The organism is Segatella asaccharophila, from assembly GCF_054687055.1.
In genome coordinates this window covers 17,429-42,089 of the sequence record NZ_BAACAN010000016.1, presented here as the reverse complement: position 1 = coordinate 42,089, position 24,661 = coordinate 17,429, and the positions used below count along the sequence as shown (strand labels likewise).

Below are 24,661 nucleotides of genomic sequence, written 5' to 3'. Positions count from 1 at the left end.
CCCTTATTCAGAACTCATATCTGCAATCACCTGCCGGTAATCTGCCAGCATCTTCGTCCTGCTGATATATCCCATCAGGCGATTATTAACGTCTATGACCGGTAGCTGTGCAGCATCTGTCGCATCAAATTCTCTCATCACTTCCCGCATGGACTCATTGTAGAGTAAACGGGCACTCGGCTGGATCATCAGTTGCCGTACAGTAAACTTGTTGTAAAGTTCTGTCCTGAAAATAATGTGACGGATTCTCGTAATATCAATAACCCCCAGCAACTTATCTCCATCATCAAGCACCGGAATAAAATTGTTATTGCTCCTGCTGATTTCCTGCACCAGTTCCCCCATTGACAGATCAGGACTCACGGGGTGATAGTCTTTTTCGATCAATTCATCCATGTTCATCAGTGTCAAAGCAGAATGGTCGGTATGGTGGGTCAAGAGTTTTCCTTCTCTTGCCAGACGAAGAGCATAGATGCTATTAGTCTCAAAAATATTTGTGGTCAGATAACTGCTGATACAGACAATCATTAATGGCATAAATAAATCATAACCTCGCGTAAGTTCAGCTATCAGGAAAATTCCGGTGAGAGGTGCATGCATGACGCCCGTCATCACACCAGCCATACCCAGTAAGGTATAATTATTTTCCGGAATGTAAACCCCAAATTGCTCCAGATTCCATAAACGGGAGAACAGGAATCCTCCGAAGCCGCCGACGAACAAAGCCGGAGCGAAAGTTCCGCCACAACCACCTGATCCGGTAGTGGCTGACGTGGCAAATGTCTTGCTGAAAGTAACCAGAGCGACATACAGTAATAGCAAACTCTGATGTCCGGCGAAGACACTGCCATTCATCACCTGCCCCCAGTCTGCCATCGAATGACCACTCAACAGGACATTAACGGCAGAATATCCTTCTCCATAAAGTGAGGGGAAGAAAAAGATGAGGCCACTCAGCGACACCCCTCCCAGAATCAGTTTGGCCAGCGGACGGTCAGACAACTTTGCAAACACTTTCTCACAAAACCCCAGCGAACGGATGAAATAAAGACTTATCAATCCACAACAGACCCCTAAAAGGATACAGGCAGGAATCCGTTGTACGCCCCATGCCGAGGATAACACAAAACTAAACAGAGGTTTCTGGCCTGTGAAGATATAGGAGAATACCGTAGCTGTAACACTTGAAATCAGGATAGGTAAAAGTGAAGCCATGGTCAGGTCCACCATCAGAATCTCCAGCGTGAAGACCAGACCGGCAATCGGGGCTTTAAAGATCGCGGAAATACCTGCGGAGGCTCCACAACCCACAAGTACCATCAGCGTCTTGTTATCCCGTTTGAAAAGTTGTCCAAGGTTCGAACCGATGGCTGAACCGGTGAGAACGATCGGGGCTTCCCCTCCTACTGATCCTCCAAAACCAATGGTAATACTGGAAGCGATCACACTTGTCCAGCAGTTATGAACTTTTAATCGGGAGCGTTTTGTTGCCAGAGCATAGAGAACACGGGTGATACCGTGAGAGATATTATCCCTCACGACATATTTCACGAACAGTACAGTCAAGGCTATGCCGACAATAGGAAAGATCAGATAAAGCCAATTTGATCCTCCTGTCTGGAATCCTTCTGTGAGAAGCAACTGTATCTGTCTGATGATCCAATGCAAGATAAAAGTAGCCACCGCAGCCAGAAAACCTACTACGAAGGAAAGAGCTACCATCATCTGCCGATCAGACAAATGCTGCTGAGTCCAGTCCACAATGTTTTCAAATAATGATCTTGGCTGTAAAACCTGCTTCACGACCATTGGTTATACCTTTTATTAAAAGACAAAACTAAAGTTAATCTTTTAGAGTTCAAAATTATTTACTTATGTTTGTTATCAACTCCGCAGAGTGTAAGGATCATTCTCCTTCCACTCTATTTTGCGACCTGCGAAAGTTGACGGTTGCCGTTGACGAAATCTGCTGCATTCATTCTCCGTTTGCCTGCCGGCTGCAACTCGAGTATTTCTACCCACAGGTCATTTCCTGCAGCATAAAGATGTTTGCCATCCACGAACAAACTCCCAGGTTGATCACCACTTACGGGAATATCCGTAAGCCTGGCCTGGAAGATTTTCATCATCTGGCCATCCACTGTCGTCCAGGCTCCAGGCACGGGAGACAATCCACGGACAAAATCATGGATGTGCTTTGCCGTCTGATGCCAGTCAATCCGACAGGTGTCCTTATGGATCTTCGGAGCAGCTTTTAGCGGTCCGACTGTTTTCAGCATCTCACTTTGAGGAATACTTTCGGCTTTTCCGTTACCACGCAAAATTTTCTGAATGGTTTCAAGAGCCGTCTCAGCACCAAGTTTTTCCAGTCCGTCGTAGACTTTTTCCACATTATCATCCACACCAATAGGAAGATGTTTCTGAAGGATGATACGGCCTGTATCAATTTTCTTGTCGATGAAGAAAGTGGTAACCCCTGTTTCTGTCTCTCCATTGATGACGGCCCAGTTTATTGGCGCAGCGCCACGGTACTGAGGTAATAGAGCGGCATGGACATTGAAAGTGCCATATTCGGGCATCGCCCACACCTCTTCCGGAAGCATACGAAAAGCCACCACGATCTGCAGATTGGCATTGAAAGCAGCCAGCTGACCCAGGAACTCCGGGTTTTTCAACTTCTCTGGCTGCAGGACAGGAAGATGATGAGCCTCGGCATAAACTTTTACAGCTGGCGCCTGAAGCCGGTCCTGATGCCGTCCCACGGGCCTGTCCGGACCAGTTACCACCGCAACGACCGGATAACCTTCTTCCACAAGACTTTGCAGCGTCCCTACTGCAAATTCCGGTGTCCCCATAAAGACAATACGTAAGTCTTTCTTATCCATATAAATCCTTGTCTCCTGTATATTTAATCGGATTATTTTCTGATAATACAGACCTTTCCGTCTTCTGAGAGTTTGATGATGCTGCTTGGTGTATGTGGCTTATGCTCCTGGCGACGGCTTTCACAGACATAATCTACGGTCTGGAGAAGATCTGGATCAATATCACAATAGTTGGCAGCGGCAGGTTGCCCGCTGATATTCGCACTCGTACTCACGATAGGTTTCTCCATCCTGTAACACAGCGCATGAGAGAAGGCCTCTTTCGTGATCCTCATAGCGATGGAGCCATCATCAGCAATCAGATTAGCAGCCAGATTGACAGCATTGTCCAGAATCACGGTGGTCGGCTTCCCCCCCTCCGCGATAGTATCAAAAAGATCCCATGCCACAGCAGGTATATTCCTGATATAACGCTGTAGTCTGTCATCACTGTCCACCAGGCAAATCAGAGCCTTCGAATCATCACGATGCTTGATGGCATACACCTTGGCTACGGCATCCGCATTGGTTGCATCACAACCTATCCCCCAGACTGTATCCGTCGGATAGAGAATCACACCGCCCTTGCGCATACATTCTACAGCATTCTTAATATCGTCTTCCTGTTTCATCTTTTTATACTTCTTTATGCTAACAAAAATAATCTTTACACCTGGCTCCTAAAAATAAATTCGCACAAAGATAATTGATTTTTCGTTAAACTCAAAATTTTGAGCCACCTTTTGTGTTCTCACTCAAGATAAAAAAAGGAAAGGAGAAATAAAAAGAAAGAAGTCCAGAGGTGGCGGAAACCAACTCTCAACTTCTTTCCATATCGATCAATCAATCATTCAGTTATACATTTCCCGGGGGCATCCGCACAGCTCTTATTTTTTTGCATCTTCTGTTCCTGCCAACACACCCAATATAGCAGAAATGACGGTGACAACAATTTTCAAGACAAGTTTTAATTCCGTAAGTTGCATTTTCTTTTATCTTTTTTAATCATTCAAACTGCATGTAACGATAAAGGTGCGGGCCTTTCAGCCCGGCACCAGTAGAAGAGAGATCAGTGGTCATTCATCACGCGGCAGGAGTAGCCGTACCACCCTTCTTTACAGGTTTGGCATACCCTTTCATCTCCTGATATTTACAACCATCCAGCAAGGGGTCAATATACTTCTTGTTGGAAATCGTATATACAGGATGGAAGATCACATGAGCAGACTGGATATTTTTCTGGGCAGAGAAGTCCTTTACCACAGCCACACACTCTTGCTCTTAATGCCGACCCTGAAAGATCCAAGACGGTCAATTTTGATACAGTGGCCGTCAAGCAGCCCATTCCGTAATCTCATCAACCAAAGCTGATATTACGGCCAGAATATCCGGAAGGGTGACCGTACAACGTTTCTGAATATGGCTGGCCAAATCATCCGTATTCAAGACACCGACAATGATCGGACGTGCATACCATCTTCCATCCACTGCCGGAATTTTTTTGTTTTGTGCTTGACAAAGTTTGTAAGTTACTGCCATAATAAATTAAGGTTTTAAAGGTTAAACAATATGTGAAATGATCAGTGCACTGTTCTCTTTTTCATCCGTCCGACCTTCAGCAACTTCTATGTTCTGAGGGATCGGTTCCATTGACAGTCGCAAAAATACGGCGGGATAAACCCGTTGTCAACCTTCTCTGTTAAAGTTCTTGCACAAGTCCTTTGATAAGTCTGATTGAGAGGAAAGGCTAACCTATTGAAAGAACGGATAGATTCAAAAAAAGGGCCTTCGCTGATTCTTGATCAGCCGAAGGTCCTGATTACCGGTAACGTTCTCTAATATCCTGTGATGAAGACTGGAGCGGGGAAAGAGATTTCTCCCTTCTATTCTTTGAATAAGAGGCGTTCTCCTAAAGTTTGAGCCAGTTGCTCATAATGGCCTTTCCCTGGGGGGTCAGCACACTTTCAGGGTGAAACTGGATACCATGGATAGCGTATAACTTATGCTTCAATCCCATGATATTCCCATCATCACTCTCAGCCGTAATTTCAAGACAGTCAGGGAACCCCTGGCGGTCTACCACCCAACTGTGATAGCGTCCCACCTCTATCCTGCGTGGCAGCCCTTCAAATATCGGGTCATTGCCAAGCAGTGTGCAGGGTGTCGCCACTCCGTGATAGACTTCTTTAAGATTGACGAGTTGGCCTCCAAAAGCTTCTGCTATGGCCTGGTGGCCGAGACATACCCCCAGCATGGGTTTCTTTCCCGCATAGGCAGTGATGACCTTCAGCAGCAAACCGGCTTCGGAAGGAATACCCGGTCCGGGACTGAGGATGATCTTATCAAAAGGTTCCAGTTGGTCCAGAGCGAACTGGTCATTTCTCCATACCGTACACTCAGCCCCCAGTTCCTTTACCAGATGGGCCAGATTATAGGTAAAGGAATCATAATTATCAATAATAACTACTTTCATTTTTCTAACGAATAAAAGACTTTATCCGATACCGGATCATGCAAGAATCAGGTTAACGGATAAAGAATCAGCAATTTACAATTTTTCCGCAATATGGATCGCTTTGACTAAGGCTGCAAGTTTGTTATTGCTCTCATTAAGTTCGTATTGATCGTTACTCTTTGCCACGATACCACTGCCAGCCTGGAACCAGAGTTCATTATTACGACTGATAAACGTACGGATCACGATCGCCTGGTTCAAGTCTCCGTTAAGTCCGATATATCCGATACATCCTCCGTATGCGCCACGGTTATGCGGTTCCAGTTCACTGATAATCTGCATAGCGCGCACCTTCGGTGCTCCACTAAGTGTTCCTGCGGGAAAAGTATCGAAAAACTCCCGGATAGAATCTGCTTTCTTTTCAAGTATGCCACTCACGCGGCTCACCAGATGAATGACATGACTATAATACTGCAGGTCCTTATAGAAATCAACCTTCACCCGATGACAATTACGAGACAGGTCATTCCTGGCCAGATCGACCAGCATGACATGCTCAGCATTCTCCTTAGGATCCGTCCGCAGGAATTCGGCTGCCTGATGGTCTTTTTCCGGATCACCCGTACGTCTCGTCGTTCCGGCAATAGGGTCAATATAAGCCATGTTCCCTTCCACACGGTTATGGGTCTCAGGTGAAGAGCCGAATATCCGGAACCCTCCGAAATCGAAATAAAACAGATAAGGTGAAGGGTTGACGGATCTCAAAGCCCGATAGAGTTTAAAATCATCCCCTTCATATTTCTGGCAGAAACGACGTGAGATCACGATCTGGAAGACATCTCCGCGCAGACAGTGAGCCACACAACGGCGGATATTCGCTTTATGCTGCTCATCCGTCAGCGTACTGTAATATTCACCCACCGGATGAAAGTCGTATGGTTTCACAGAAGCCTTATTGATCCCTCTCATGAGTTGTCCGAGACGCACCTTTCCTTCGTCAGCAGGCTTATTCTCCTCCACCAGGGCTATCATCTCCATCTGATTATTAAAATGATCGAAAACGATGACGTTCTCATAAAAGATATAAAGGATGTCAGGTGCGTCATTCTTCATCATCGTCGTATCCTTGACAGGGATATTCTCGAAATAGCGTACCGCATTGAAAGCCGTATACCCATACACGCCACAGAAATGACTGCCCTCACCTTCAACCTTGATACATCCCAGGAAATCATCGAAAGCCTTGGCGATTGTCTCTTTAGGCAGATCTTTTAACGTACGTGCGTTCTCAGCAGCTTTCTTTTCCCTATCCTTTTCCTCCGGTTCCGGGCCATCATATCCAGGAATTCCCCGTACTTCCTTCGTGCCATCCGGAAAAGTCATCTCTACCCGGCCGTGACCGACCGCAATGCTCGCTACAGGATGAATGCCGATGAAAGAGCGACTGTTCTCCCGGCCATGATAGTCGGAACTCTCCATGAGTGCAGACTGTGGATAAAGATCCCGCAAACGCATATATACGGCTACCGGCGTATAGAGATCTGCCAGAATGGTATGTGTCACCGTATGATAATGAAAAGTCTTCATATATTGTATCATCAAAAATTAGAGATCATTTCCGTTAAAAATTTCCATATTCCTTTGCCATGGCCTTGTTCTTCAGGTAGGTCTCGACATCCTTGTCACCACGACCGCTCACGGTGAGCACGACCACGTCATCCGGCTTGAAGGTCAGTTTTTTCAAGGTTGCCAGAGCATGGGCACTCTCAATGGCCGGGATAATGCCTTCCATACGGGTCAGTTCATACCCTGCATAGATAGCCTCATCATCATTGATGGCAAGCACCTTTTCCCGGCCCTTCTTTGCCAGGTCAGCATGCATAGGACCGATACCCGGATAGTCCAGACCTGCACTGATCGTAAAAGCCTCTTCTATCTGACCGTCATCCGTCTGCATCACGAGTGTACGAGCCCCGTGGATGATCCCTTCACTGCCACAGTGGATCGTTGCTGCCGTATAGGGGGTGTCTACTCCCTTGCCCCCCGCTTCGGCAAGCACGATCTTCACGCGGTCGTCATCAATATAATGATAGATGGTGCCGGCAGCATTCGACCCACCTCCGATGCAGGCAATCAGATAGTCCGGATAATCCCGGCCGATCTTCTCCTGCAACTGCCATTTGATCTCCTCACTGATGACGCTCTGCATCTTTGCCACAATATCAGGATACGGATGTGGGCCCATCGTAGAGCCTACCAGATAATAGGTATCTTCGGGATTGCAGCACCAGTCACGGATAGCGGCAGAACAGGCATCACTCAGGGTCATGTTCCCTGTAGTCACGGGATGTACCTGGGCTCCGAGCATCTTCATCCTCTCCACATTCGTATGCTGACGCTCTACATCTGTCTTCCCCATGAAAATCTCACACTTCATGTTCATCAGGGCACAGACCGTGGCCGTGGCTACGCCATGCTGTCCGGCACCGGTCTCAGCGATCACACGCGTCTTCCCCATCTTACGAGCCAGGAGAATCTGGCCGACCGTATTATTGATCTTATGAGCCCCAGTATGGTTAAGGTCCTCACGCTTGAGGTAAAGTTGGCAACCATATTTCTCACTCATGCGTCTGGCATAATAAAGAGGTGAAGGGCGTCCTACGTAGTCTTTCAGCAGGACTTCATATTCTTTCTTGAATTCCTCACTCTCCATAATGGGCCGGTAGGCTTTCTGCAGATCGGTCACACACTTATACAGGATCTCCGGCACATAGGCTCCTCCGAATCTGCCGAAGAAACCATTCTCATCAACTTGATATTTCTTTACCATAATCGTCTTCTTTATTAATGTTTCAAAGCATCATATAACTGATCCATTGCCTGGTCCGGATCACCGGTATCATTGAGCAGGGTCACGAATTTGGACCCGATGATTGCACCGGCGGCATTGTTCTGCGCACTTTCCAGAGTCTGTTTATTGCTGATACCGAATCCGATCATGCGGGGATTCTTCAGGTCCATCATATTGATCCGGTTGAAATAAGCCAGTTTGGCATCTCCGAAACTACTCTGGGCTCCGGTGATGCTCGCACTGGAAACCATATAGATGAACCCTTCAGTATGGTCATCAATGAAACGGATCCGATCTGTACTGGTCTCCGGAGAAATCATCATGATGACCCGTACATCATACCGGTCAGCGATCGGTTTGACATCTTCCATATAATCCTTGAATGGTAGATCCGGGATAATGCAGCCGCTGACACCACATTCCACACAACTCTTGAAAAAATTCTCGAAACCATAATGCATGATAACGTTGAGGTATCCCATCATGACCAGGGGTATCTTTACCTGATCCTTGATGGCTTTCAACTGCCCGAAGAGTTTTTTCAGTGTCATTCCATTCTTCAAGGCTACCGTCCCTGCTGACTGAATGACAGGACCATCGGCGAGCGGATCACTGAAGGGTATCCCCACTTCTATCATGTCGATGCCCCGGCGTTGCAAGGTCAGGATGACCTCTCCGGTCATATCCAGTTTCGGGCAACCGGCACAGAAATACAAGGAGAGCAATTTCCGGTCTCCTCTGTCTTGAAACAATTTATTAATCCTGTTCATATTTCTTAGATTTTAAAATTCACATTCTTTCCCCTGACCACTCGTCGGGGTTCCTCCGGGCTGACGATGATCAACCTCGGATATGACGGATGAAAGCACGTAACTTCTCCACGTCCTTTAAAGCCGGAGAGATTTCAAAACGGCTGTTCAGATCAATGCCGGCAAGTCTCGGATGACTGAAAGACTTGACTCTTGCGACATCATCTGGTCCTATCCCTCCACTGAGGAAAAAAGGGGTATCTCCATCATAACGGTCCAAAACAGACCAGTCAAACTGTTTGCCGCTTCCTCCGGCAGTAGGACATCGTGTATCAAAAAGGAAACTGTCGACCGCTCCTTCATAGGCCTTATAACGGTCTACATTTGACGGTTCCTTGATGGACAAAGCCTTGATGATCTTCACACCAGGACAGATGTCCGGATCAAGGGTAAGCCTCAGGTTCTCACAAAACTCACGTGTCTCTTTTCCATGCAACTGGATAACGTGGAGGCCATAGTAATAAGCAGCAGTAATGATATTTTGAGGCATCTCATCGACGAATACCCCTACCTTCTCAGGCATCCTGCAGGTCCCGCCCATAGTCTTAAGCTGCATCCTCTCCGCGAACCCCGGGTCCTCCAGTACATACCGCGGACTTTTCGGAAAAAAGACGAATCCCATAAGATCAATATCCAACTGGGCCACGGCGCGGATATTCTCCGCATCACGCATGCCACAAACTTTTATTTTTAATTTATTCATCCGACCTTCTGATTAAAGACACCCCTGTCCATTCAACACTGTGCGATAAAATCTCCTAATGCCCTTCCGGGGTCAGCCTCTTTCATGAAGCATTCTCCCATCAGGAAACCGTTGAAACCAATCTCACGGAGACGCCTAACGGTTCCGGCATCCTGGATGCCACTCTCACTGATTTTACAACCTTGGACAGGAAGATGCTTCACCAGTTTGAAACTATTCTTCACGTCCGTATGGAACGTTCCGAGGTGGCGATTGTTGATCCCATACATATCCGGCTCCAGATCGACATAGTCAAAATCCTGTTTCCGGTGCATCTCCAGCAACACCTCCAGTCCCAGTTCATGAGCAGTATGCAGCAATGTCCTGCATTCCTCTTTTTTCAGGTCAGCAGCAATAAGCAATACCGCAGAAGCGCCACAGAGACGCGCCTGGAAGAGTTGGTATTCATCCACGATAAAATTTTTATAAAGGATGGGAATGGTCACTCCTACGGCCCTGGCCTGACGGATAAACTCATCATCCCCCCCGAAATATTCCATATCGGTGAGAACACTCAATGCCGATGCCCCGTTATTCTGATAGGCAATCGTCACCTCTGCCGGCTTCGCATCACGGTGGATCCAGCCCTTACTGGGGGACTTACGCTTGAACTCACTGATGATCCCGGTTTTCGACTCCATCAATGCCCTTCGCATGGAAGTGGCAGGACCGGCATATTTCTCTATTTCCGGCATCCTCTGCTCCACCATATTATAAAGGTTCACCGGGGTCACAAATTTCTTGAATTCCTCCACTTCCTGCCGCTTATGTACCACGATCTCTTCTAAAATATCACTCATATCTCAAGAGTTGAAAATGATCACTGATTGAGTTCTTTAAACTTCCGGAAGGCGGCAAGAGCCTTGCCGCTCTCAATACTGTCACGGGCAATCTCTATGCACTCGGCAATGCCCTTCTTCCCTCTCTCCAGGGTCTGGATACCAAAGGCAGCATTGATGATGACCACATTCTTCTGCCCTGGCAGGGCCTTGTTTTCCAGGACATGATCAAAGATCTGAGCAGCCTCTTCCTGCGTTGCACCTGCAACCAGTTCTTCAGGTTTGGTCAGTTCAAAACCGAAATCAGCAGGCTTGAACACTTTCTCATAGTGATTGGTGGCAACCTTGAAATCACCGGTCAGACTGATTTCATCGTAGTTATCGATACTGTTAACAATGGCAAAATCTATCCCCAACTTCTGGTAAACCTGCTGGTAAAGGCGCATCTGATCCAGATTAGCCACTCCCAGGACCTGGCATTTCGGCTGACTCGGATTCACAAGTGGACCGAGCAGATTGAATACTGTCGGAAATTGCAGAGCCTTACGCAGCGGACCCACAAATTTCATAGCCTTGGCAAAGAGTTGGGCATGAAGGTAGACGATCCCTGCCTCCTTCAGACTCCGGTTGAGTTTGCCGCTGTCAGCCGTAAAGACGATTCCATGATTTTTGATCACATTAGAAGCGCCACTCACAGAAGTAGCCGCGAAGTTACCATGTTTGGCCACCTTATATCCTGCACCGGCAATGACGAAACAAGATGTTGTAGAGATATTAAATGTATTTTTCTGGTCTCCCCCTGTACCGACCACATCCACATAGCGGTCACAATCCAGTTTGACGGGAACACCTGTGGCCAGGATGCCATCCCGGAAGCCGAGCAGTTCATCTACACTCACCCCACGCATCTGCAGCCCGGTGAGCAAAGCGGCTATCTGGACTTCAGGATAGGTTCCTTTGGTGATGCCGATAATAATGTTCTTGGTCTCCTCACGAGTCAGCTCCTCGTGATTGAGCATCTTGCTTAAAATGTCTTTCATTTCCATTGTACAGTTCTCCATTATTTTGATGATTAATATTTTTTTCCACTCATCCCAGAAATCTTTCATTTTATCCCTCCTGAACTGCCTTCCCGTTCTTTATGCTTTCCGGAGAAGGCCAGAAACGAAAAAAGGCCTGTCGTAAGAACGACAGGCCTTTTTTATTTCTTGGAAGATTTCCACACGGCGACTCGACTCACGACTGATTTGATCTTGAGTTACGCCACCACCATGCTAAAGATAGAATAGACTTCTTCATTTTCTTCCTGTTTTTCTGATTTTGCCATTTCGTTCCACTTGTCATCTTCATGATCCCGCTTCACTCTATGGACTGACTTTATTGTCTGCAAATATATTACTTTTATTTCACACCGCCAACAATTTGGAAGAAAAATTACCAATAAATATAACTTTTTTCATATTATCATGCCTTCCGGTTACAGTTCACCTTATTATATATGACTTTCATAAACCCGTTGTCTCCCCTTTCTCCCTGCTGGCGCTTTCCATTTCTGTCGTTCATGCCTGTCCCCGGCACTTAATCTTTCTCCCAGGATAATAATGTTCCGTTCACTCCCGTTTAATACATATAGTACATGAATGAAAGGAAATGCTTATGAAAACGTCAATACCCGAAGATGCCCTGAAAGAACAGCAAGAAGGGCCAAATCCTTCCGAAAAGACATTAAACCTGATCCGGCAAATCGCCTATACTTATCATCGGATCAGTTTAAACGGCCGGAATGTGATTTCCTGTCTAAACTGAGCTAACCTGTTATTCCCAAAGAAGAAATGAAATGAAAACAATGGTATCTCCCTCCCTTCTCTCAGCAAACTTTCTCAACCTGAAAGGGGAAGTAGAAATGATTAACCGCAGTGAGGCTGACTGGCTGCACATGGATGTCATGGACGGTGTCTTCGTGCCGAATATCTCTTTCGGATTCCCTGTCATCAAGGCAGTAAGCAGCATCTGCAGAAAACCCCTTGACGTACATTACATGATCGTGCATCCAGAGCATTATATCCAGCAGACTGCTGACGCCGGCGCAATGATGATGAATGTACATTATGAAGCCTGCACACACCTGAGCCGCATCGTCCAGCAGATTCATACTGCCGGAATGAAAGCTGGCGTGACACTGAACCCGGCTACGCCTGTGGAAATGCTCGAAGATATTGTCGGAGATGTGGACATGGTTCTTCTCATGGGAGTCAACCCGGGATTCGGAGGACAGAAATTCATCGGAAACACCCTGAAGAAAGTTGTCAGGCTAAAACACTTGATCGAAATGTCTAATAGTCATGCTCTCATAGAAGTTGACGGTGGAGTCTCGGCTGCAACAGCTCCCTTGCTGGTCAATTCGGGAGTGAATATCCTCGTCAGCGGGAGCTATATATTCAGGAATGCTGATCCTGCCCGCATCATTCACAACCTGAAAGCACTAAGACCGGATACTGAAAAAGAATTTTAATCCGGCAGATCACATCGGTAAAACGACAGCACATTTCACGATAGAACCGGTATGTAACCTGATGGATCACTTCAGCTGGAGTTCCAGATGGTGCTCTCTGATCATCTTCCTCAGATTTACCAGAGCATATCGCATGCGCCCCAGACTGGTATTGATGCTGACATTCGTAAGGATAGAGATCTGCTTGAAAGTCAGTTTCTGATAATAGCGCAAGAAGACCACCTCCCGTTGGGAAGGGGGCAGGAGTTCAATCATGCTTCTGATGTCATGCATCACCTGATGATGAACCATATCATTCTCTATGTTGTCGGAAACCATCGTGTCCCCCACGAAATTGGAAAAATCATACCCTCCCGGCGTTTCTACGATCTTCCGCGTCTTCTTCCTGCGGTACCAGTCTATGATCACGTTATGTGCAATCCTTATGCACCAGGCACCAAACTTTCCCGAGGATGAATATTTACCCTCATGCAACTTCCGGATCACCTTGACAAAAGTTTCCTGAAAAACATCATTTGCAATGTCCTGGTCTCCTACTAACAGCAGAATATAGGAGAAAAGATTCGACTGATTGCGTGAAAGCAACAAATCGAAAGCTCTATTATTTCCTGCAATGTAAGACATCGCCAGCTCTTCGTCACTCATGTCTTCGAGGTTCTTCATCGTTGATTGGCTTTGGTCCAACGTTAATATGACTTTAGATTTTCTTTTCTCAATGGATTGGTCTTCAGATACCAAGATATTACTGCAAATATAGGAGTTTTTTCCATTTTGACCAAATTTCAAACGGATATTTTGAAGATTTACAAAGATCCCGCGTGGTTGCCTCTTCTCTCTTTCACGATTGAAAGAATCATCGTTTTCAATGCAGGCTGTAGTCATATCCGTCCGTAATCCCCAGGAATCCCATATAGAGTCCCCTGTACCCAAACACCATCAGAACCTTGCCATAGTTTTCAGGATGGTCCACCAGGTTCACGTCACTCTTGATATATTTGCCTTTCAGGGCCACAGCGATCATCTTATCGGTATCTTTCTCTCCAGGACAACTGGCCAGAAGTACGGAGGTCTTCCCCGTGAAGTTGCCCGGCGAGAGATATACCCGTTTTTTATAAGCACAACCCACAATGTACCCATGCACATAGACACCACCGTTGATCTTGCACTTAATAAACTGGTTCACGGTGACCGTATCACCGGTCTGAAAGGTAGTCTGGTCACCGCCTGAAGACGGCTCACTTCCACCATTCTCATCAGGGTCCTTAGGGACAACCACCGTAGTGTCTGTCGTCCCGCCCGGCACATTCGTGGTATCTGGAGGATCCACTTCTGCCGTATCGTTTTTTTCAGACCGGTCTTTATCAGAAAGATTCGGTTTCTCACAAGATGAAAGGAGGAGAACGCTGATCAGACAGCATCCCCATAAAACTGGTGTTTTCATAGATTTATAAAATTATTATCAGATGGTCACAGCATCAACCGATGAGGCAGAAACAATTTTTGTCCCTTGATGAGCCGCATCGTTTTTATAGTATTGTACAGCAAAGATAAGAAATGTTTTTTATATCACCAATATTTATGACAAAAAAGGGGAACCTTGACGCCTGATTCAGGACGGTATAGTCATGGGGAAGCAATATGAACCATTTTGGGGTACCATAATGCACCATTTTTGGGGGTCAAAATGCACCATATCGGTCACAATTGGCTATCGTCGTGAGAATCAGTGACTATGATTCTTTCTTATCGTTAAAAAAACAACAATATTATTTGAACCAAAAAAGGAGGTTGGCGCAGGGTGCAGCCAACCTCGAATAACGATTTCGCTAAAATTCGCGAAATCTAAAAAACGTATGACAAATATAATTGTTATCTCCTGTACTTCCAAATATTTTTGTTTAAAAGTGATCATTTTCTCATTATTCATCCATTTTTTTAAAATTATTTTGTATATTTGGGCCAAGATGAAAGGGTTTACCTTTAAACTAACAAACTACTAAAGACGAATTCCGGACAAGTCAGTCCTCTGAAAAAAAAGATGCGCTATGCTCCTCCGGTAAGATCTGAAAACATTTACAAATCATGAAGCACATCAAGATTCTGTTACTATGTGCCGTGCTGCTTCCGTTGTACGTGCACGCCCAGGCATGGGATGAAAATGAATACCGGCAGATTGAACATCAGATTCATCTCCCGGCAATTCCTTCACGCAGCCTCTCTATTACTGCTTTCGGTGCCAGGACAGATGCCCCGGCTGCCATCAATCAGAAAGCCATCAACAAGGCCATCAGCCTGATTGCGGCTAGAGGTGGCGGACGGGTAGTCGTCCCTGAAGGGATCTGGAATACGGGGGCAGTCCGACTCAGAAGTCATGTGAATCTGGTCATTGAGAAGGGGGCTACCCTCCATTTTGCCTTCGACCCCGGACTTTACCCTCTGGTCCTGACCTCCTGGGAAGGCCTCGCCTGCTGGAATTACAGTCCTTGCATCTATGCTTTCCAGGCAACGGACGTAGCCATTACCGGCAATGGAACGATCGACGGGGGCGGGAGCAATCAGACCTGGTGGCAATGGACGGGAAATCCCAGATTCGGCTATCAACCAGGAATCACTCGAGAGAACCAGCGAGCGGGCTCACGGGCTCGACTTGAGAAGATGGGAGAGGATGACATCCCCGTCAATCAACGTAAATTCGGTATGGGACAAGGACTACGGCCTCAACTGATCCATTTCAACCGTTGTGAACGGGTTCTTATCCAGGGTGTCCAACTCCTCAACTCTCCCTTCTGGGTCATCCATCCCCTCCTCAGCAAGAGCATTACCGTGGACGGGGTGCGGGTCTATAATGACGGCCCTAACGGGGATGGCTGTGACCCTGAGGCGTGTGACGGCGTGCTCATACAGAACTGTTTCTTTCATACCGGAGATGACTGTATTGCTATCAAGAGCGGACGTAATAATGACGGACGGTTGTGGGGACAGCCTTCCCGGAACATCATCATCCGGAATTGTAAAATGGCCGACGGACATGGCGGCATCGTCATCGGCAGTGAGGTCTCCGGTGGCTGCGAAAATGTGTATGCAGAAAACTGCCAGATGGACTCTCCGCATCTGCAACGGGTGCTGCGTATCAAGACCAACAACTGCCGGGGAGGGGTAATCCAGAATATTCATCTGAGAAATATTACTGTCGGACAATGCCAGGAGGCGGTGATGAGAATCAACCTCAACTATGAACCGGATGAAAACTGCTATCGTGGTTTTGAGCCGGTGGTCCGTCATATCAGTATGGAGAAGGTCACTTGCGGGAAAAGCGAATACGGTATCCTGGTCAACGGCCTGGACAGCATCGTCAATGTTTATGATGTCCTCGTCAGGAACTGCCGCTTCGACGGCGTGACACAAGACCCGGTCAGGATCACGGGAAAGACCCGGAATATCCACTTCGATCACCTCTTCATCAACAATTCACTCATTCTGAACACAGGGGAAGTGCCTTACCGGCACTACAGCGAATGGATGACTTACTCTGAAATGAAGCGCACTCCTCATCCTTCTCTCCTGGATTTCTCCACAAAACCCAAATGGAGTTATGTCATGGGCATTGAACAGGAAGGGATGCTGGATACTTACCTCCGATATGGAGGAGACTCCATCATCCATTACCTTAAAGAATATCCTGAAAAGATGATTGACCATAAGGGAAGGGTGACAGGTTATGTGTACAAAGATTTTAACCTTGACAATGTCAGGACAGCAGAATATATCCTGCGCATGCAGGATCTCTTCCCCCGCAAGGGCAATGCCATAGCCTTGAAAACATTTTTCAAACAACTCCAGCATCAGCCCCGGACACCTGACGGGGTGTTCTGGCATAAGGCGATTTATGCCAACCAGGTATGGCTGGACGGGATCTTCATGGGACTGCCTTTCTACACAGCCTACGCTCATGACTACCTGAGCAGGGGGAAGGCTGCAAAGATCTATGCCGATGCTATCCATCAGATACTGGTCACCGGCAAGCGCACTTATGATCCGGAGACCGGCCTGTGGAAACATGCCTGGGATTCTACCCATAGCCAGTTCTGGGCTAACAAACAGAATGGACAGAGCCAGCATACCTGGGCACGGGCGCTGGGATGGTACGCCATGGCGCTGACGGAATGTCTCGGACAGATACCACCGGAGTTTCCTCGCCGTGACTCCGTCGTCACCATGTACCGACAGGTCATGGATGCCGTAATGCGCTGTCAGGATCCCACAACGGGTCTCTGGTATGATGTCATGGATGTGAAAGCTCCTGACAATTATCTGGAGGCAACGGCCTCTTGCATGTTCGCCTATACACTCCTGAAAGGTTTCCGCGAAGGCTATCTGCCGGAAAAAGCCCGTATTGCCGGCAGAAAAGCATATCAGGGTATTCTCCGCCATTTCATACGAGTAAACCCGGACAAGACTCTTTCTCTGACCTCCTGTTGCGCAGTCAGCGGACTAGGCCCAGGACCCGGACCATACGTCAGGAAGCCTGACTACAGGCGTGACGGGAGTTTTAAATATTATATGAGCGAACCCGTCCGGGATAATGACGCGAAAGGTATCGGACCCTTCCTTTGGGCGAGTCTGGAGATGGAAAGACTCCTCGCATCAAACCATGAACCTGCTCTCTAACTATAATACATCTTTTCGATCGTTTCATCAAAGTCTTTCTGGGGAAGGGAGGAACTGTGCCGTATCTTTGACCGGTAATTGTAGATCGTCTGCGGTGAATAATGGAGGAAATCGGCAATGCTGGTACTATCGGTTACTCCCAGGGAGATCAAGGCATAGATGCGCAACTCTATGCTGAGCGTATTCGGCCCGGAAGTCTGGACCTGCTTATCCGGGTCCAGATACTGATTGAACCTTTTCACAAAATCAGGGTGAAGATTCAGGAATGCCGTATCAAACTGATGATAGAAATTCCCGAAACAATTCTCTGCATTCGAACTTTCATCCAGTTTTTTGATGGCAACTTTCAACTTTCCAGCAACAAGCAGATTAAAAATTTTTTTTCTGAATCTGGCTTCTTCTGAAATATATCTGGAAATCAACAGATAATCATTCAGGAAATTGGCATTCCTTTTTTTCAATTCCTCTTCCAGCCGCATATTTGCCTCTTTAGTATGTTGCTTCACCCTGAGGTCTCGTTCAATCATCATCCGTTGCTTCACATTGGAATGTAGAATCTGCTTCAATAAAACAGACTTTCGCTTATTCTTAGTATAAAGGAAGCCGAATTGAACGCAAACGATGACCATCGCGACCAACAGGAATATCAGGATCATTACTAATAGATATATCCTGCCTTGCAACCGGTCATTAAAATTTTTGGAAGCCATCGTTTGTGCCCGGAGGATATAGGTACTGCGGGCCACATCCCCATAAGATTCAAAATTCTCCGTACAAGCCATCGCATACAAATAAGCCCTGTTCAAATCTCCTCTCACCTGAGGAACACTCATCAGGAACAACAAGGCAGGTGCATCCCTGTTGGCCTTGCATATATCGCTTATCGCTGAACGGATCAGATAATAACAGCAAAGCTCAGATTTCTTCTGGTCCCGATAGACTTTGGCCAGAGCCATTTCAAGCATTGCCGCCTGTATAGAAGGCTTTGGAGCTGTTTTCAACTGTGATAAAAGTTTGCCAGTCACCTCATGGCGGGTCATCAAGGCTTCATAGTAATCATAAATCCAACAATCCTCTGGAATATACCGACTATAGGTGTTCCAGCAATCCTGCAGCCTGGCTCTGACTTCCTCTGTATCCGGAGATGCTTTTTCCAATAGCATCCGCAGGGTAAACTCAAAGTCAGCGATCGCATATTTCTGCTGTAACTGTGGTGGCAGCCTTCCTATTGGGGCACAGTTTTTCATTTCCTGATCTGCTTTCAGATACATGCCTTGCAGGATCAGAGCCATGACCTTATCCAACCTAGCCTGTAACGCCAGATTCCCCCATCCCTGTCTGCGGGATATTTCCTCATACTTGTCTGCATACACGATAGCAGAATCTGCATTAAACTTCTGATACTCATCATACAGGCGCTTATAGATGACACATCTGTCATTGTCCAGGGTACAGCCCTCAAGCGATTCTTTGAGATTGAAAATTTCCTGTTTTTTCCTTACCATATAGAAATTCCGGTTATGCACGATCTGGTCTAACCGACTGAAGTCAGTCTGTAGATCAGTTTTCACCAACCGGGAAGAGACACCAAACAAACAGATAGGAAACAGCAACAGAAACAGTCCGACAAATCGCTTCTTTTTCATGATTTATAGTAATTTTCAATCTGAAAGCTATCCCTCCAAGAGCAGCTGATTACCTTTTACGGAATCCTGAGGATATAACCTTCAAAGCATATAACTTGCACCCCATAGAGTACACATTCCTTCAATCCCCTTTCTCTAAGACCCAAAACAGGATTGTCTTTTAAGAAAAAACTGGTACGACATCAATCCATAGTATTTTTTGAAATTTAAAGATTAGATTACCAGTTGCTAAAATACGAAATAACTGACTAACCCCAAAACCTCATTAATAATAATTCAAATAAAAGTTTCATTTTTATCGATGATTTAATAAAAATTCTACTTTGCTATGGAACTTACAATAACTAACCGCAAAATACGGCAAGAAAAGACTGTCATGCCCTTTCCATCTGGAACTTCGCTTTTCTATGTCCGCCAGGAATTCCTTGACCATCATCTGGATTTTTGTTCTTATTATCCTCTTTCTCACTTTGATAACCTATTATTTAGTAATTCTTTCTACCTCTGCTTTTTCTTTCTATCAGGATCATCCGGAGTTTCCGGTTATCCTGTTGTGGATCCAAGGCCTCACGCCACACTCTTCCCAGCCTGATCCTTTACCGCTTCAGGATCTGTTGCAGATCAGCAGCCAGTTCTTTGGGAGAGCAATCCTTCAGGACCACACGTTTGTTTTTGTCCAGTAGATAAAGGGTCGGCAACGCTTGTATGAAATAGAGTGACCTGCCAATGATCTCCCCTCCCGGACTCATGACATCAATCCATTGGACAGGCATCTGCCCGTGCCCGGCCTTCCACGCTGCAGCATCAGCATCTGGATCAACTGCCATGACCGTCACCCTCGGGTCAGCCAGCCCTCTCAGATGTTCCAGTTGATGAGTCGCAATATGACAGTTGGTACAGTCTGGATCATTGAAATACAACAGGATGTAATCTCCTTTCGTACCATAGAGGGTGCCTTTCCTACCCTTCCTGTCTATAAAGACGAAATCAGTGGCCTGGTGCCCGACTCTGTTCTTCAGCAAATTCTCCCGTTGGAACTCCAGCCTGTTCCTGTTTTCTGAAAGGTCAGGATATTGCAGCCGGCACTGCAGAAAGGAGAGGTACAGTTCCCCGTTGCGCATGGGGGATTCAGGATCGAAAAGGTAATGCTCCAGTTGTCCGGAGAAATACTCCCGTGATGCTGGTGGAGCTTTCATAACATCAGACATGAACTTCCGGATCGCCGGTGCGGCAGCCAGAGAGTCCAGACGCCCGAGTAAATCCAGAAAATTCACAAGACCCTGTTCCGTCACCTCCGGACAATGGACCAGTAAGGTATCTGAAAAATCATACCTGTCCCAATAGTGCTCTGACAGATAGGCCGTACGCTCAGGAATGGAACGTAACGCACCCGGAATCGATGGATAAGGGAAATGCCGGGCCTGCACCTTCGAGGTATCTCCAGGCACGATATACTCCTGCCGCGCTGAGACAGACAGACTGACCAGCAAACAGGACAACAATGATAACATGATCTTTTTCAAACAGCAACGATTCATAAATCAACACTAAACGAACCTGACTCAGGACATCAATAAGTGAACGTCAGTTCTTTGGTTTCGAAGTCAGCAGCACGGATATATAATGTCCCGGTGCTCCCTGCCGTATTCGCCCTGACCGTCTCGAACTTCAGGGTATGTGTCCCTTTGGTCGTGGCCCAAAAAGTATACCAGAAATTCCAGGACTGACCGATGTCTGACGTGGATTCCACGGAAACGCCGAGTTGGTTGTCTGTCGTAGCATTCAGATCATTGGTGGCAAACATGACCTTCAAAGGCATGAGGGCCGTCGGATAGTTATCCGGAATGGTAAAGGTCAGCGTGACTGTCTGCCCCGCCGATGTGCCGACACCGGATGACGGAGAAAGAGAGAGGTTGCCAAATTGGTAATTATCCACCGAGACAACATGGATCTTACGGATCAGCCCATTCTTATCCTTGATATACAGCGTCCCGAATTGAGGGGTACCGTTCACCGCATTCAGTTTTATGGTTATCTGCCCGTCTCCCGTGCTCGGATCATAGGAGGTCACCGAGCATTCCTGCTGATCGGCGATTCCGCCATTGACGAGCCACCCCGCTTGAAAAGAACTGATCGAAATACCAGTCCCGGACGAGACATAATTGAAATCTATAGTCTGCACGCCACTGGAATGAAAGATCTGGGTGGTGCCATTGGTAATGGTCAGCGTACTGCCATTGTCAGAAACGCCTGGAATGATGTCCTCAATATACAGGAAAGGATTATTGGACGCATTCCCGTTCAGCGCGTCAGAAAAGGAGTCGTACCCCAGTTCCGGCGCAAGTTTGTTAACCACGATATTATACTGGTGATTCCTGATGACCGGAATCGGGTTATAATCCCCGTCAAGCAACAGAATCTTATGGTATTTCACTGTCGCGTCCGTGTAGGTGACCTTCAGGATCACGACCAGAGGACTGTTTGAACTGTTAGGATTTTCAAAGACATACTGGGCTGTGCCGGGAGCACTTACTTCTTCCGGATCAGGAAACAGAGACTGGTCCACTGGCTTAGTGATAAAATCCACTCCTCTCGCATCATCGTATGTAAAAGGAGAACTCAGGTCAGTTTGATCAAAGGGTGCCACTGTACCCTTCTCCAGTCCGTGACACACGGCAGACTGGACCGAGGTAATGTCCGAAGCCTTGCTTTCCACGGTGATCATCGCGCGGTCACGGAGCAGGTACACCACATTCGTGCCGGCATCCAGGAATCCCGCCATCTCGTCTGGGGTAGAAAAACGCTTGTAGCCCCAATAGGTCATCCGCTGATCTCCGGTTGCTGAGGTCAAGGCGGAAACGACGGTGTTCTCATTCACTCCCATGCTCTGCGTATCATTGAACGAGGAGAAATCACCATTCGCGATGAAATGGATCCGGCAGGTCGTCGAAGGTACCGTCCCCGTCAGCGTTCCTCCGGACGGTGTTCCCTGGGAAGAGGTGAATGTCACTGCCCTGCGACCGACAAAGTACCCGTCCTTGTCAAAGCACAGCAACTGGAAGTCATTGATGCCCTCCTCCACTGATGTGCTGCCTGCACGTGTATTTTCTGTCCACGCCGGTACGGACACCCTTAGATTCACCCGCATCTCCTTGCCATGCCATGAGGAGTCCTGACCGTCATCATCCGTACAGGCAGCCAGGGTCACAAGAAAGATGCTAAACAGTATATTGATCCATCCAATTTTTTTCATACCCATTACTTTTTATCGGCATCTAAAGCCTTTACTTCCTCCGGAGTTAAGTCCCGTACACAACGCACATAATTCCCAAGATCACCGTGAGGAAAGATAACTGGTGCAGTCCCGTCAGCGGCAAAATAGTTGCTTCCGGTCAGTACGGGTTTCATCACGGTATTGTTCCCCGTCTGATACTCCTTGATAATACCCAGCTCTTCAGCGGTAGGCAAACGCCACCCGTCGTATTTTTTACCTGAGGTATCCACCTCGCGGTAAACCTGGCAATGTGTGGCCGCCGCCTCTCCATCATTACCAAAACTTGTAACAGCACCCAACTGTGACGCGATCATAAACGCCGGGGAAACAACATTGTCCTGTGACAATCCATGGCTGTCCATTCTCGGATGAGAAATGGTATAGGTATCGCTGGTGCTGGTGACCTCTATCACATACATGCAGCGATTGTCAAGATAACCATACCACCGGCCTTTCTGTGCCGTATAACCTCCCCAACTACTACTTTCTGTAATTGGATAGATGCCATTGTCATACACCTTAGCCTCAAAATGAGAGTCATTGCAAATTCTCTTCTGAGAATGTGGGGTCTGATCTGTCTGCCAGTCCACCCAATTGTTATCTGTCTTCGTGGAATACCAGCCATTAATAAACTGGATGTACTCCAGCGGGTACTGCCTGACATACACCTGCTGTGACTTCCCGTCAGCATTGCTGATGGTAAACTTGATATACCGGATACCCTTGTTATCTGGAAGATCGGACTTGATGGTGACCGTCCCCTTCTTAAGGTCGGCAGACGGAGTCACGGATAGGCCATAGTTGCCATACTGTGAAGAAGGAATGGTCTGCTTATTGCCGTCCGCATCATAATAATACACCTCATCTATACTGACAGTGACATCAGAGGAGGAATAATAGCGCACTTCAGTATCCGTCGTAAGATACTGCATGACAACATCGACCGGGCTCACCGTCAAATAATTTATCTTATCCGCATTCACGTCTATGTCATCTACTGTCCAGGGGATGACACTGTAGTTCACAGGACCGAAATCTTTATCTGTCAGTTCCGTTGAACTGCCGAGCGTACCTATGGAAGCATTAATCATATAGATATAGTTCCGGTCTATTTTCGTTACCTTGACCGGCTGCAGGGGGATACGGTAGTAATTTCCATCATACGCCTTCCCGGAGGTCTTATCCGTAACCGGCAGGTTCACCAGGAGAGAAGGGGCATGGTCTGAAGACTGACTGCTCCAGTCATCCGCATACGTATAAGTGGTGATTGATCCGGTGCCGTCAGCCGCAAACTGCCCGGACCGTAGCGTTCCGGTGGTCTTTTCTTCCGGAACGACGGCATCACCGCCGTCAATGGCTGCCGTATTATCCGTATAGTTCACAAACTTCCACGTGCAGGCATTCGACTGCAAACTGTAAGCCTGGAGCATGTCAGGGGTCAGACTCACAGACACTTTGATTTTGGCGGCGGCACGCTTCAAACTGATATTTACCGTCTCATCCTCGCTGACAGGAGTGGAAGGGGTCCAGTCTGCCTCTCCGTCCATGAGGAATGTCTTGTCGGATGAATATTCGGACGAGCCTGCTGCACTGCCCGCAGCATACAACTTGTAAATATCTTGATCCGTCTGCGACAGGGCCTTCAGACCGGTGACCGTACTGATCGCGGACAATCCGCCGCCGGTATAGTTAGCAAGGGCATAAACCTGATACCTGCCGGAACTGCTGAACTGATTCCGCCATGAGGGATCGGAATCCAGGGTAACCTTATTCCCCGGTGTCACCGCATCATAATGGCCATAGAAGAGTCTGGAAGTCCCGTCCTGATTGAAGATGTAGACATCAAGCGTCTTCAGTTGGTCCTCGTTCAGGGTCCCGTCAGAAGCCGTACCGTCGGCGGCTCTCGTAGAAGACGACACCTGGGTATTGGCAATGCTGACCTCCATGGTCAGTCCATGCCCCACAGCAGTCTCCACATCATCCGTCATGCAGGATGACAGGAATGCCGTCAGACCTGCAGAAAGTATCACACCGGATAAATATCTTAATTTCATCATCTAC

General features: G+C 47.3%; 22 protein-coding genes. 3 read left to right on the top strand and 19 right to left on the bottom strand.

What is annotated here, in order from left to right; genetic code table 11:
* Window positions 1–3: 3 nt before the first annotated feature.
* From ACYRYG_RS09625 to trpD, 13 genes are all read right to left on the bottom strand, one after another.
* On the bottom strand, window positions 4–1,809 hold the full coding sequence (locus ACYRYG_RS09625) for a chloride channel protein (protein ID WP_293423764.1): 1,806 nt from the start codon (window positions 1,807–1,809) through the stop codon (window positions 4–6).
* Window positions 1,810–1,922: 113 nt separating this feature from the next.
* Window positions 1,923–2,885 carry a methionyl-tRNA formyltransferase gene (gene fmt / locus ACYRYG_RS09620; protein WP_293419001.1) on the bottom strand — a complete coding sequence of 321 codons (963 nt, stop codon included), beginning with the start codon at window positions 2,883–2,885 and terminating at the stop codon, window positions 1,923–1,925.
* 32 nt (window positions 2,886–2,917) lie between these two features.
* On the bottom strand, window positions 2,918–3,496 hold the full coding sequence (locus tag ACYRYG_RS09615) for an L-threonylcarbamoyladenylate synthase (protein ID WP_293418998.1): 579 nt from the start codon (window positions 3,494–3,496) through the stop codon (window positions 2,918–2,920).
* Window positions 3,497–3,751: 255 nt separating this feature from the next.
* Window positions 3,752–3,850: a DUF6486 family protein gene (locus ACYRYG_RS09610; protein ID WP_460198059.1), complete on the bottom strand. Its 99-nt coding sequence runs from the start codon at window positions 3,848–3,850 to the stop codon at window positions 3,752–3,754.
* Between the two features lie 97 nt (window positions 3,851–3,947).
* Complete coding sequence (locus tag ACYRYG_RS09605; protein ID WP_294730471.1) at window positions 3,948–4,133, bottom strand: hypothetical protein; 186 nt, start codon at window positions 4,131–4,133, stop codon at window positions 3,948–3,950.
* A 63-nt stretch (window positions 4,134–4,196) separates the two neighbouring features.
* Complete coding sequence (locus ACYRYG_RS09600) at window positions 4,197–4,403, bottom strand: HU family DNA-binding protein (RefSeq protein ID WP_293418992.1); 207 nt, start codon at window positions 4,401–4,403, stop codon at window positions 4,197–4,199.
* A gap of 370 nt (window positions 4,404–4,773) precedes the next feature.
* Window positions 4,774–5,337, bottom strand: a complete 564-nt coding sequence (locus ACYRYG_RS09595) for an anthranilate synthase component II (protein WP_293418989.1) — start codon at window positions 5,335–5,337, stop codon at window positions 4,774–4,776.
* Between the two features lie 75 nt (window positions 5,338–5,412).
* On the bottom strand, window positions 5,413–6,906 hold the full coding sequence (locus ACYRYG_RS09590; RefSeq protein WP_293423770.1) for an anthranilate synthase component I family protein: 1,494 nt from the start codon (window positions 6,904–6,906) through the stop codon (window positions 5,413–5,415).
* A 34-nt stretch (window positions 6,907–6,940) separates the two neighbouring features.
* The gene (trpB, locus tag ACYRYG_RS09585) at window positions 6,941–8,149 is read right to left on the bottom strand and encodes a tryptophan synthase subunit beta (RefSeq protein WP_293423772.1); all 1,209 of its coding nucleotides are present in this window, start codon (window positions 8,147–8,149) and stop codon (window positions 6,941–6,943) included.
* 14 nt (window positions 8,150–8,163) lie between these two features.
* Window positions 8,164–8,940 carry a tryptophan synthase subunit alpha gene (trpA, locus tag ACYRYG_RS09580; RefSeq protein WP_293418980.1) on the bottom strand — a complete coding sequence of 259 codons (777 nt, stop codon included), beginning with the start codon at window positions 8,938–8,940 and terminating at the stop codon, window positions 8,164–8,166.
* Between the two features lie 70 nt (window positions 8,941–9,010).
* Complete coding sequence (locus ACYRYG_RS09575; RefSeq protein ID WP_293418977.1) at window positions 9,011–9,682, bottom strand: phosphoribosylanthranilate isomerase; 672 nt, start codon at window positions 9,680–9,682, stop codon at window positions 9,011–9,013.
* Window positions 9,683–9,714: 32 nt separating this feature from the next.
* Complete coding sequence (gene trpC, locus ACYRYG_RS09570) at window positions 9,715–10,521, bottom strand: indole-3-glycerol phosphate synthase TrpC (RefSeq protein WP_293431079.1); 807 nt, start codon at window positions 10,519–10,521, stop codon at window positions 9,715–9,717.
* 20 nt (window positions 10,522–10,541) lie between these two features.
* A complete protein-coding gene (trpD, locus tag ACYRYG_RS09565) occupies window positions 10,542–11,546 on the bottom strand; it encodes an anthranilate phosphoribosyltransferase (RefSeq protein ID WP_293418971.1) in 1,005 nt (334 codons plus the stop codon).
* 610 nt (window positions 11,547–12,156) lie between these two features.
* Here trpD and ACYRYG_RS09560 point away from each other — a divergent pair.
* Together ACYRYG_RS09560 and rpe are read left to right on the top strand one after the other, a co-directional pair.
* On the top strand, window positions 12,157–12,306 hold the full coding sequence (locus ACYRYG_RS09560; RefSeq protein WP_293423776.1) for a hypothetical protein: 150 nt from the start codon (window positions 12,157–12,159) through the stop codon (window positions 12,304–12,306).
* A gap of 31 nt (window positions 12,307–12,337) precedes the next feature.
* A complete protein-coding gene (gene rpe / locus ACYRYG_RS09555; protein ID WP_293441965.1) occupies window positions 12,338–13,012 on the top strand; it encodes a ribulose-phosphate 3-epimerase in 675 nt (224 codons plus the stop codon).
* 66 nt (window positions 13,013–13,078) lie between these two features.
* On the opposite strand, the gene ACYRYG_RS09550 is transcribed toward rpe, so the two are convergent.
* Together ACYRYG_RS09550 and ACYRYG_RS09545 are read right to left on the bottom strand one after the other, a co-directional pair.
* Window positions 13,079–13,675, bottom strand: a complete 597-nt coding sequence (locus ACYRYG_RS09550) for an RNA polymerase sigma factor (protein WP_293419119.1) — start codon at window positions 13,673–13,675, stop codon at window positions 13,079–13,081.
* 199 nt (window positions 13,676–13,874) lie between these two features.
* Window positions 13,875–14,453, bottom strand: coding sequence for a DUF6359 domain-containing protein (locus tag ACYRYG_RS09545; protein ID WP_293419116.1), 579 nt, complete (start codon window positions 14,451–14,453; stop codon window positions 13,875–13,877).
* A gap of 641 nt (window positions 14,454–15,094) precedes the next feature.
* Between ACYRYG_RS09545 and ACYRYG_RS09540 the strand changes: the two genes are divergently transcribed.
* Window positions 15,095–17,680 carry a glycoside hydrolase family 88 protein gene (locus ACYRYG_RS09540; RefSeq protein WP_293441967.1) on the top strand — a complete coding sequence of 862 codons (2,586 nt, stop codon included), beginning with the start codon at window positions 15,095–15,097 and terminating at the stop codon, window positions 17,678–17,680.
* Here ACYRYG_RS09540 and ACYRYG_RS09535 read toward each other — a convergent pair.
* The 4 genes from ACYRYG_RS09535 to fimD form a co-directional block, all read right to left on the bottom strand.
* Window positions 17,677–19,326 carry a DUF6377 domain-containing protein gene (locus ACYRYG_RS09535; RefSeq protein ID WP_293441969.1) on the bottom strand — a complete coding sequence of 550 codons (1,650 nt, stop codon included), beginning with the start codon at window positions 19,324–19,326 and terminating at the stop codon, window positions 17,677–17,679. The genes ACYRYG_RS09540 and ACYRYG_RS09535 overlap by 4 nt on opposite strands.
* 596 nt (window positions 19,327–19,922) lie before the next feature.
* The gene (locus ACYRYG_RS09530) at window positions 19,923–20,849 is read right to left on the bottom strand and encodes a DUF5106 domain-containing protein (RefSeq protein WP_298673412.1); all 927 of its coding nucleotides are present in this window, start codon (window positions 20,847–20,849) and stop codon (window positions 19,923–19,925) included.
* Between the two features lie 47 nt (window positions 20,850–20,896).
* A complete protein-coding gene (locus ACYRYG_RS09525) occupies window positions 20,897–22,579 on the bottom strand; it encodes a fimbrial protein (RefSeq protein ID WP_293425614.1) in 1,683 nt (560 codons plus the stop codon).
* A 5-nt stretch (window positions 22,580–22,584) separates the two neighbouring features.
* The gene (gene fimD / locus ACYRYG_RS09520) at window positions 22,585–24,657 is read right to left on the bottom strand and encodes a fimbrial tip adhesin FimD (protein WP_293419102.1); all 2,073 of its coding nucleotides are present in this window, start codon (window positions 24,655–24,657) and stop codon (window positions 22,585–22,587) included.
* Window positions 24,658–24,661: the final 4 nt, after the last annotated feature.

Coding starts and splice junctions, on each gene's coding strand:
- fmt (WP_293419001.1), bottom strand. CDS start 2,885: ATGGATAAGAAAGACTTACGTATTGTCTTTATGGGGACACCGGAATTT.
- ACYRYG_RS09625 (WP_293423764.1), bottom strand. CDS start 1,809: ATGGTCGTGAAGCAGGTTTTACAGCCAAGATCATTATTTGAAAACATT.
- ACYRYG_RS09600 (WP_293418992.1), bottom strand. CDS start 4,403: ATGGCAGTAACTTACAAACTTTGTCAAGCACAAAACAAAAAAATTCCG.
- rpe (WP_293441965.1), top strand. CDS start 12,338: ATGAAAACAATGGTATCTCCCTCCCTTCTCTCAGCAAACTTTCTCAAC.
- trpC (WP_293431079.1), bottom strand. CDS start 10,521: ATGAGTGATATTTTAGAAGAGATCGTGGTACATAAGCGGCAGGAAGTG.
- ACYRYG_RS09590 (WP_293423770.1), bottom strand. CDS start 6,906: ATGAAGACTTTTCATTATCATACGGTGACACATACCATTCTGGCAGAT.
- ACYRYG_RS09575 (WP_293418977.1), bottom strand. CDS start 9,682: ATGAATAAATTAAAAATAAAAGTTTGTGGCATGCGTGATGCGGAGAAT.
- trpD (WP_293418971.1), bottom strand. CDS start 11,546: ATGGAAATGAAAGACATTTTAAGCAAGATGCTCAATCACGAGGAGCTG.
- ACYRYG_RS09535 (WP_293441969.1), bottom strand. CDS start 19,326: ATGAAAAAGAAGCGATTTGTCGGACTGTTTCTGTTGCTGTTTCCTATC.
- ACYRYG_RS09525 (WP_293425614.1), bottom strand. CDS start 22,579: ATGAAAAAAATTGGATGGATCAATATACTGTTTAGCATCTTTCTTGTG.
- ACYRYG_RS09595 (WP_293418989.1), bottom strand. CDS start 5,337: ATGAAAGTAGTTATTATTGATAATTATGATTCCTTTACCTATAATCTG.
- trpA (WP_293418980.1), bottom strand. CDS start 8,940: ATGAACAGGATTAATAAATTGTTTCAAGACAGAGGAGACCGGAAATTG.
- trpB (WP_293423772.1), bottom strand. CDS start 8,149: ATGGTAAAGAAATATCAAGTTGATGAGAATGGTTTCTTCGGCAGATTC.
- ACYRYG_RS09540 (WP_293441967.1), top strand. CDS start 15,095: ATGAAGCACATCAAGATTCTGTTACTATGTGCCGTGCTGCTTCCGTTG.
- ACYRYG_RS09615 (WP_293418998.1), bottom strand. CDS start 3,496: ATGAAACAGGAAGACGATATTAAGAATGCTGTAGAATGTATGCGCAAG.
- ACYRYG_RS09545 (WP_293419116.1), bottom strand. CDS start 14,453: ATGAAAACACCAGTTTTATGGGGATGCTGTCTGATCAGCGTTCTCCTC.
- ACYRYG_RS09560 (WP_293423776.1), top strand. CDS start 12,157: ATGAAAACGTCAATACCCGAAGATGCCCTGAAAGAACAGCAAGAAGGG.
- ACYRYG_RS09610 (WP_460198059.1), bottom strand. CDS start 3,850: ATGCAACTTACGGAATTAAAACTTGTCTTGAAAATTGTTGTCACCGTC.
- ACYRYG_RS09550 (WP_293419119.1), bottom strand. CDS start 13,675: ATGAAGAACCTCGAAGACATGAGTGACGAAGAGCTGGCGATGTCTTAC.
- fimD (WP_293419102.1), bottom strand. CDS start 24,657: ATGATGAAATTAAGATATTTATCCGGTGTGATACTTTCTGCAGGTCTG.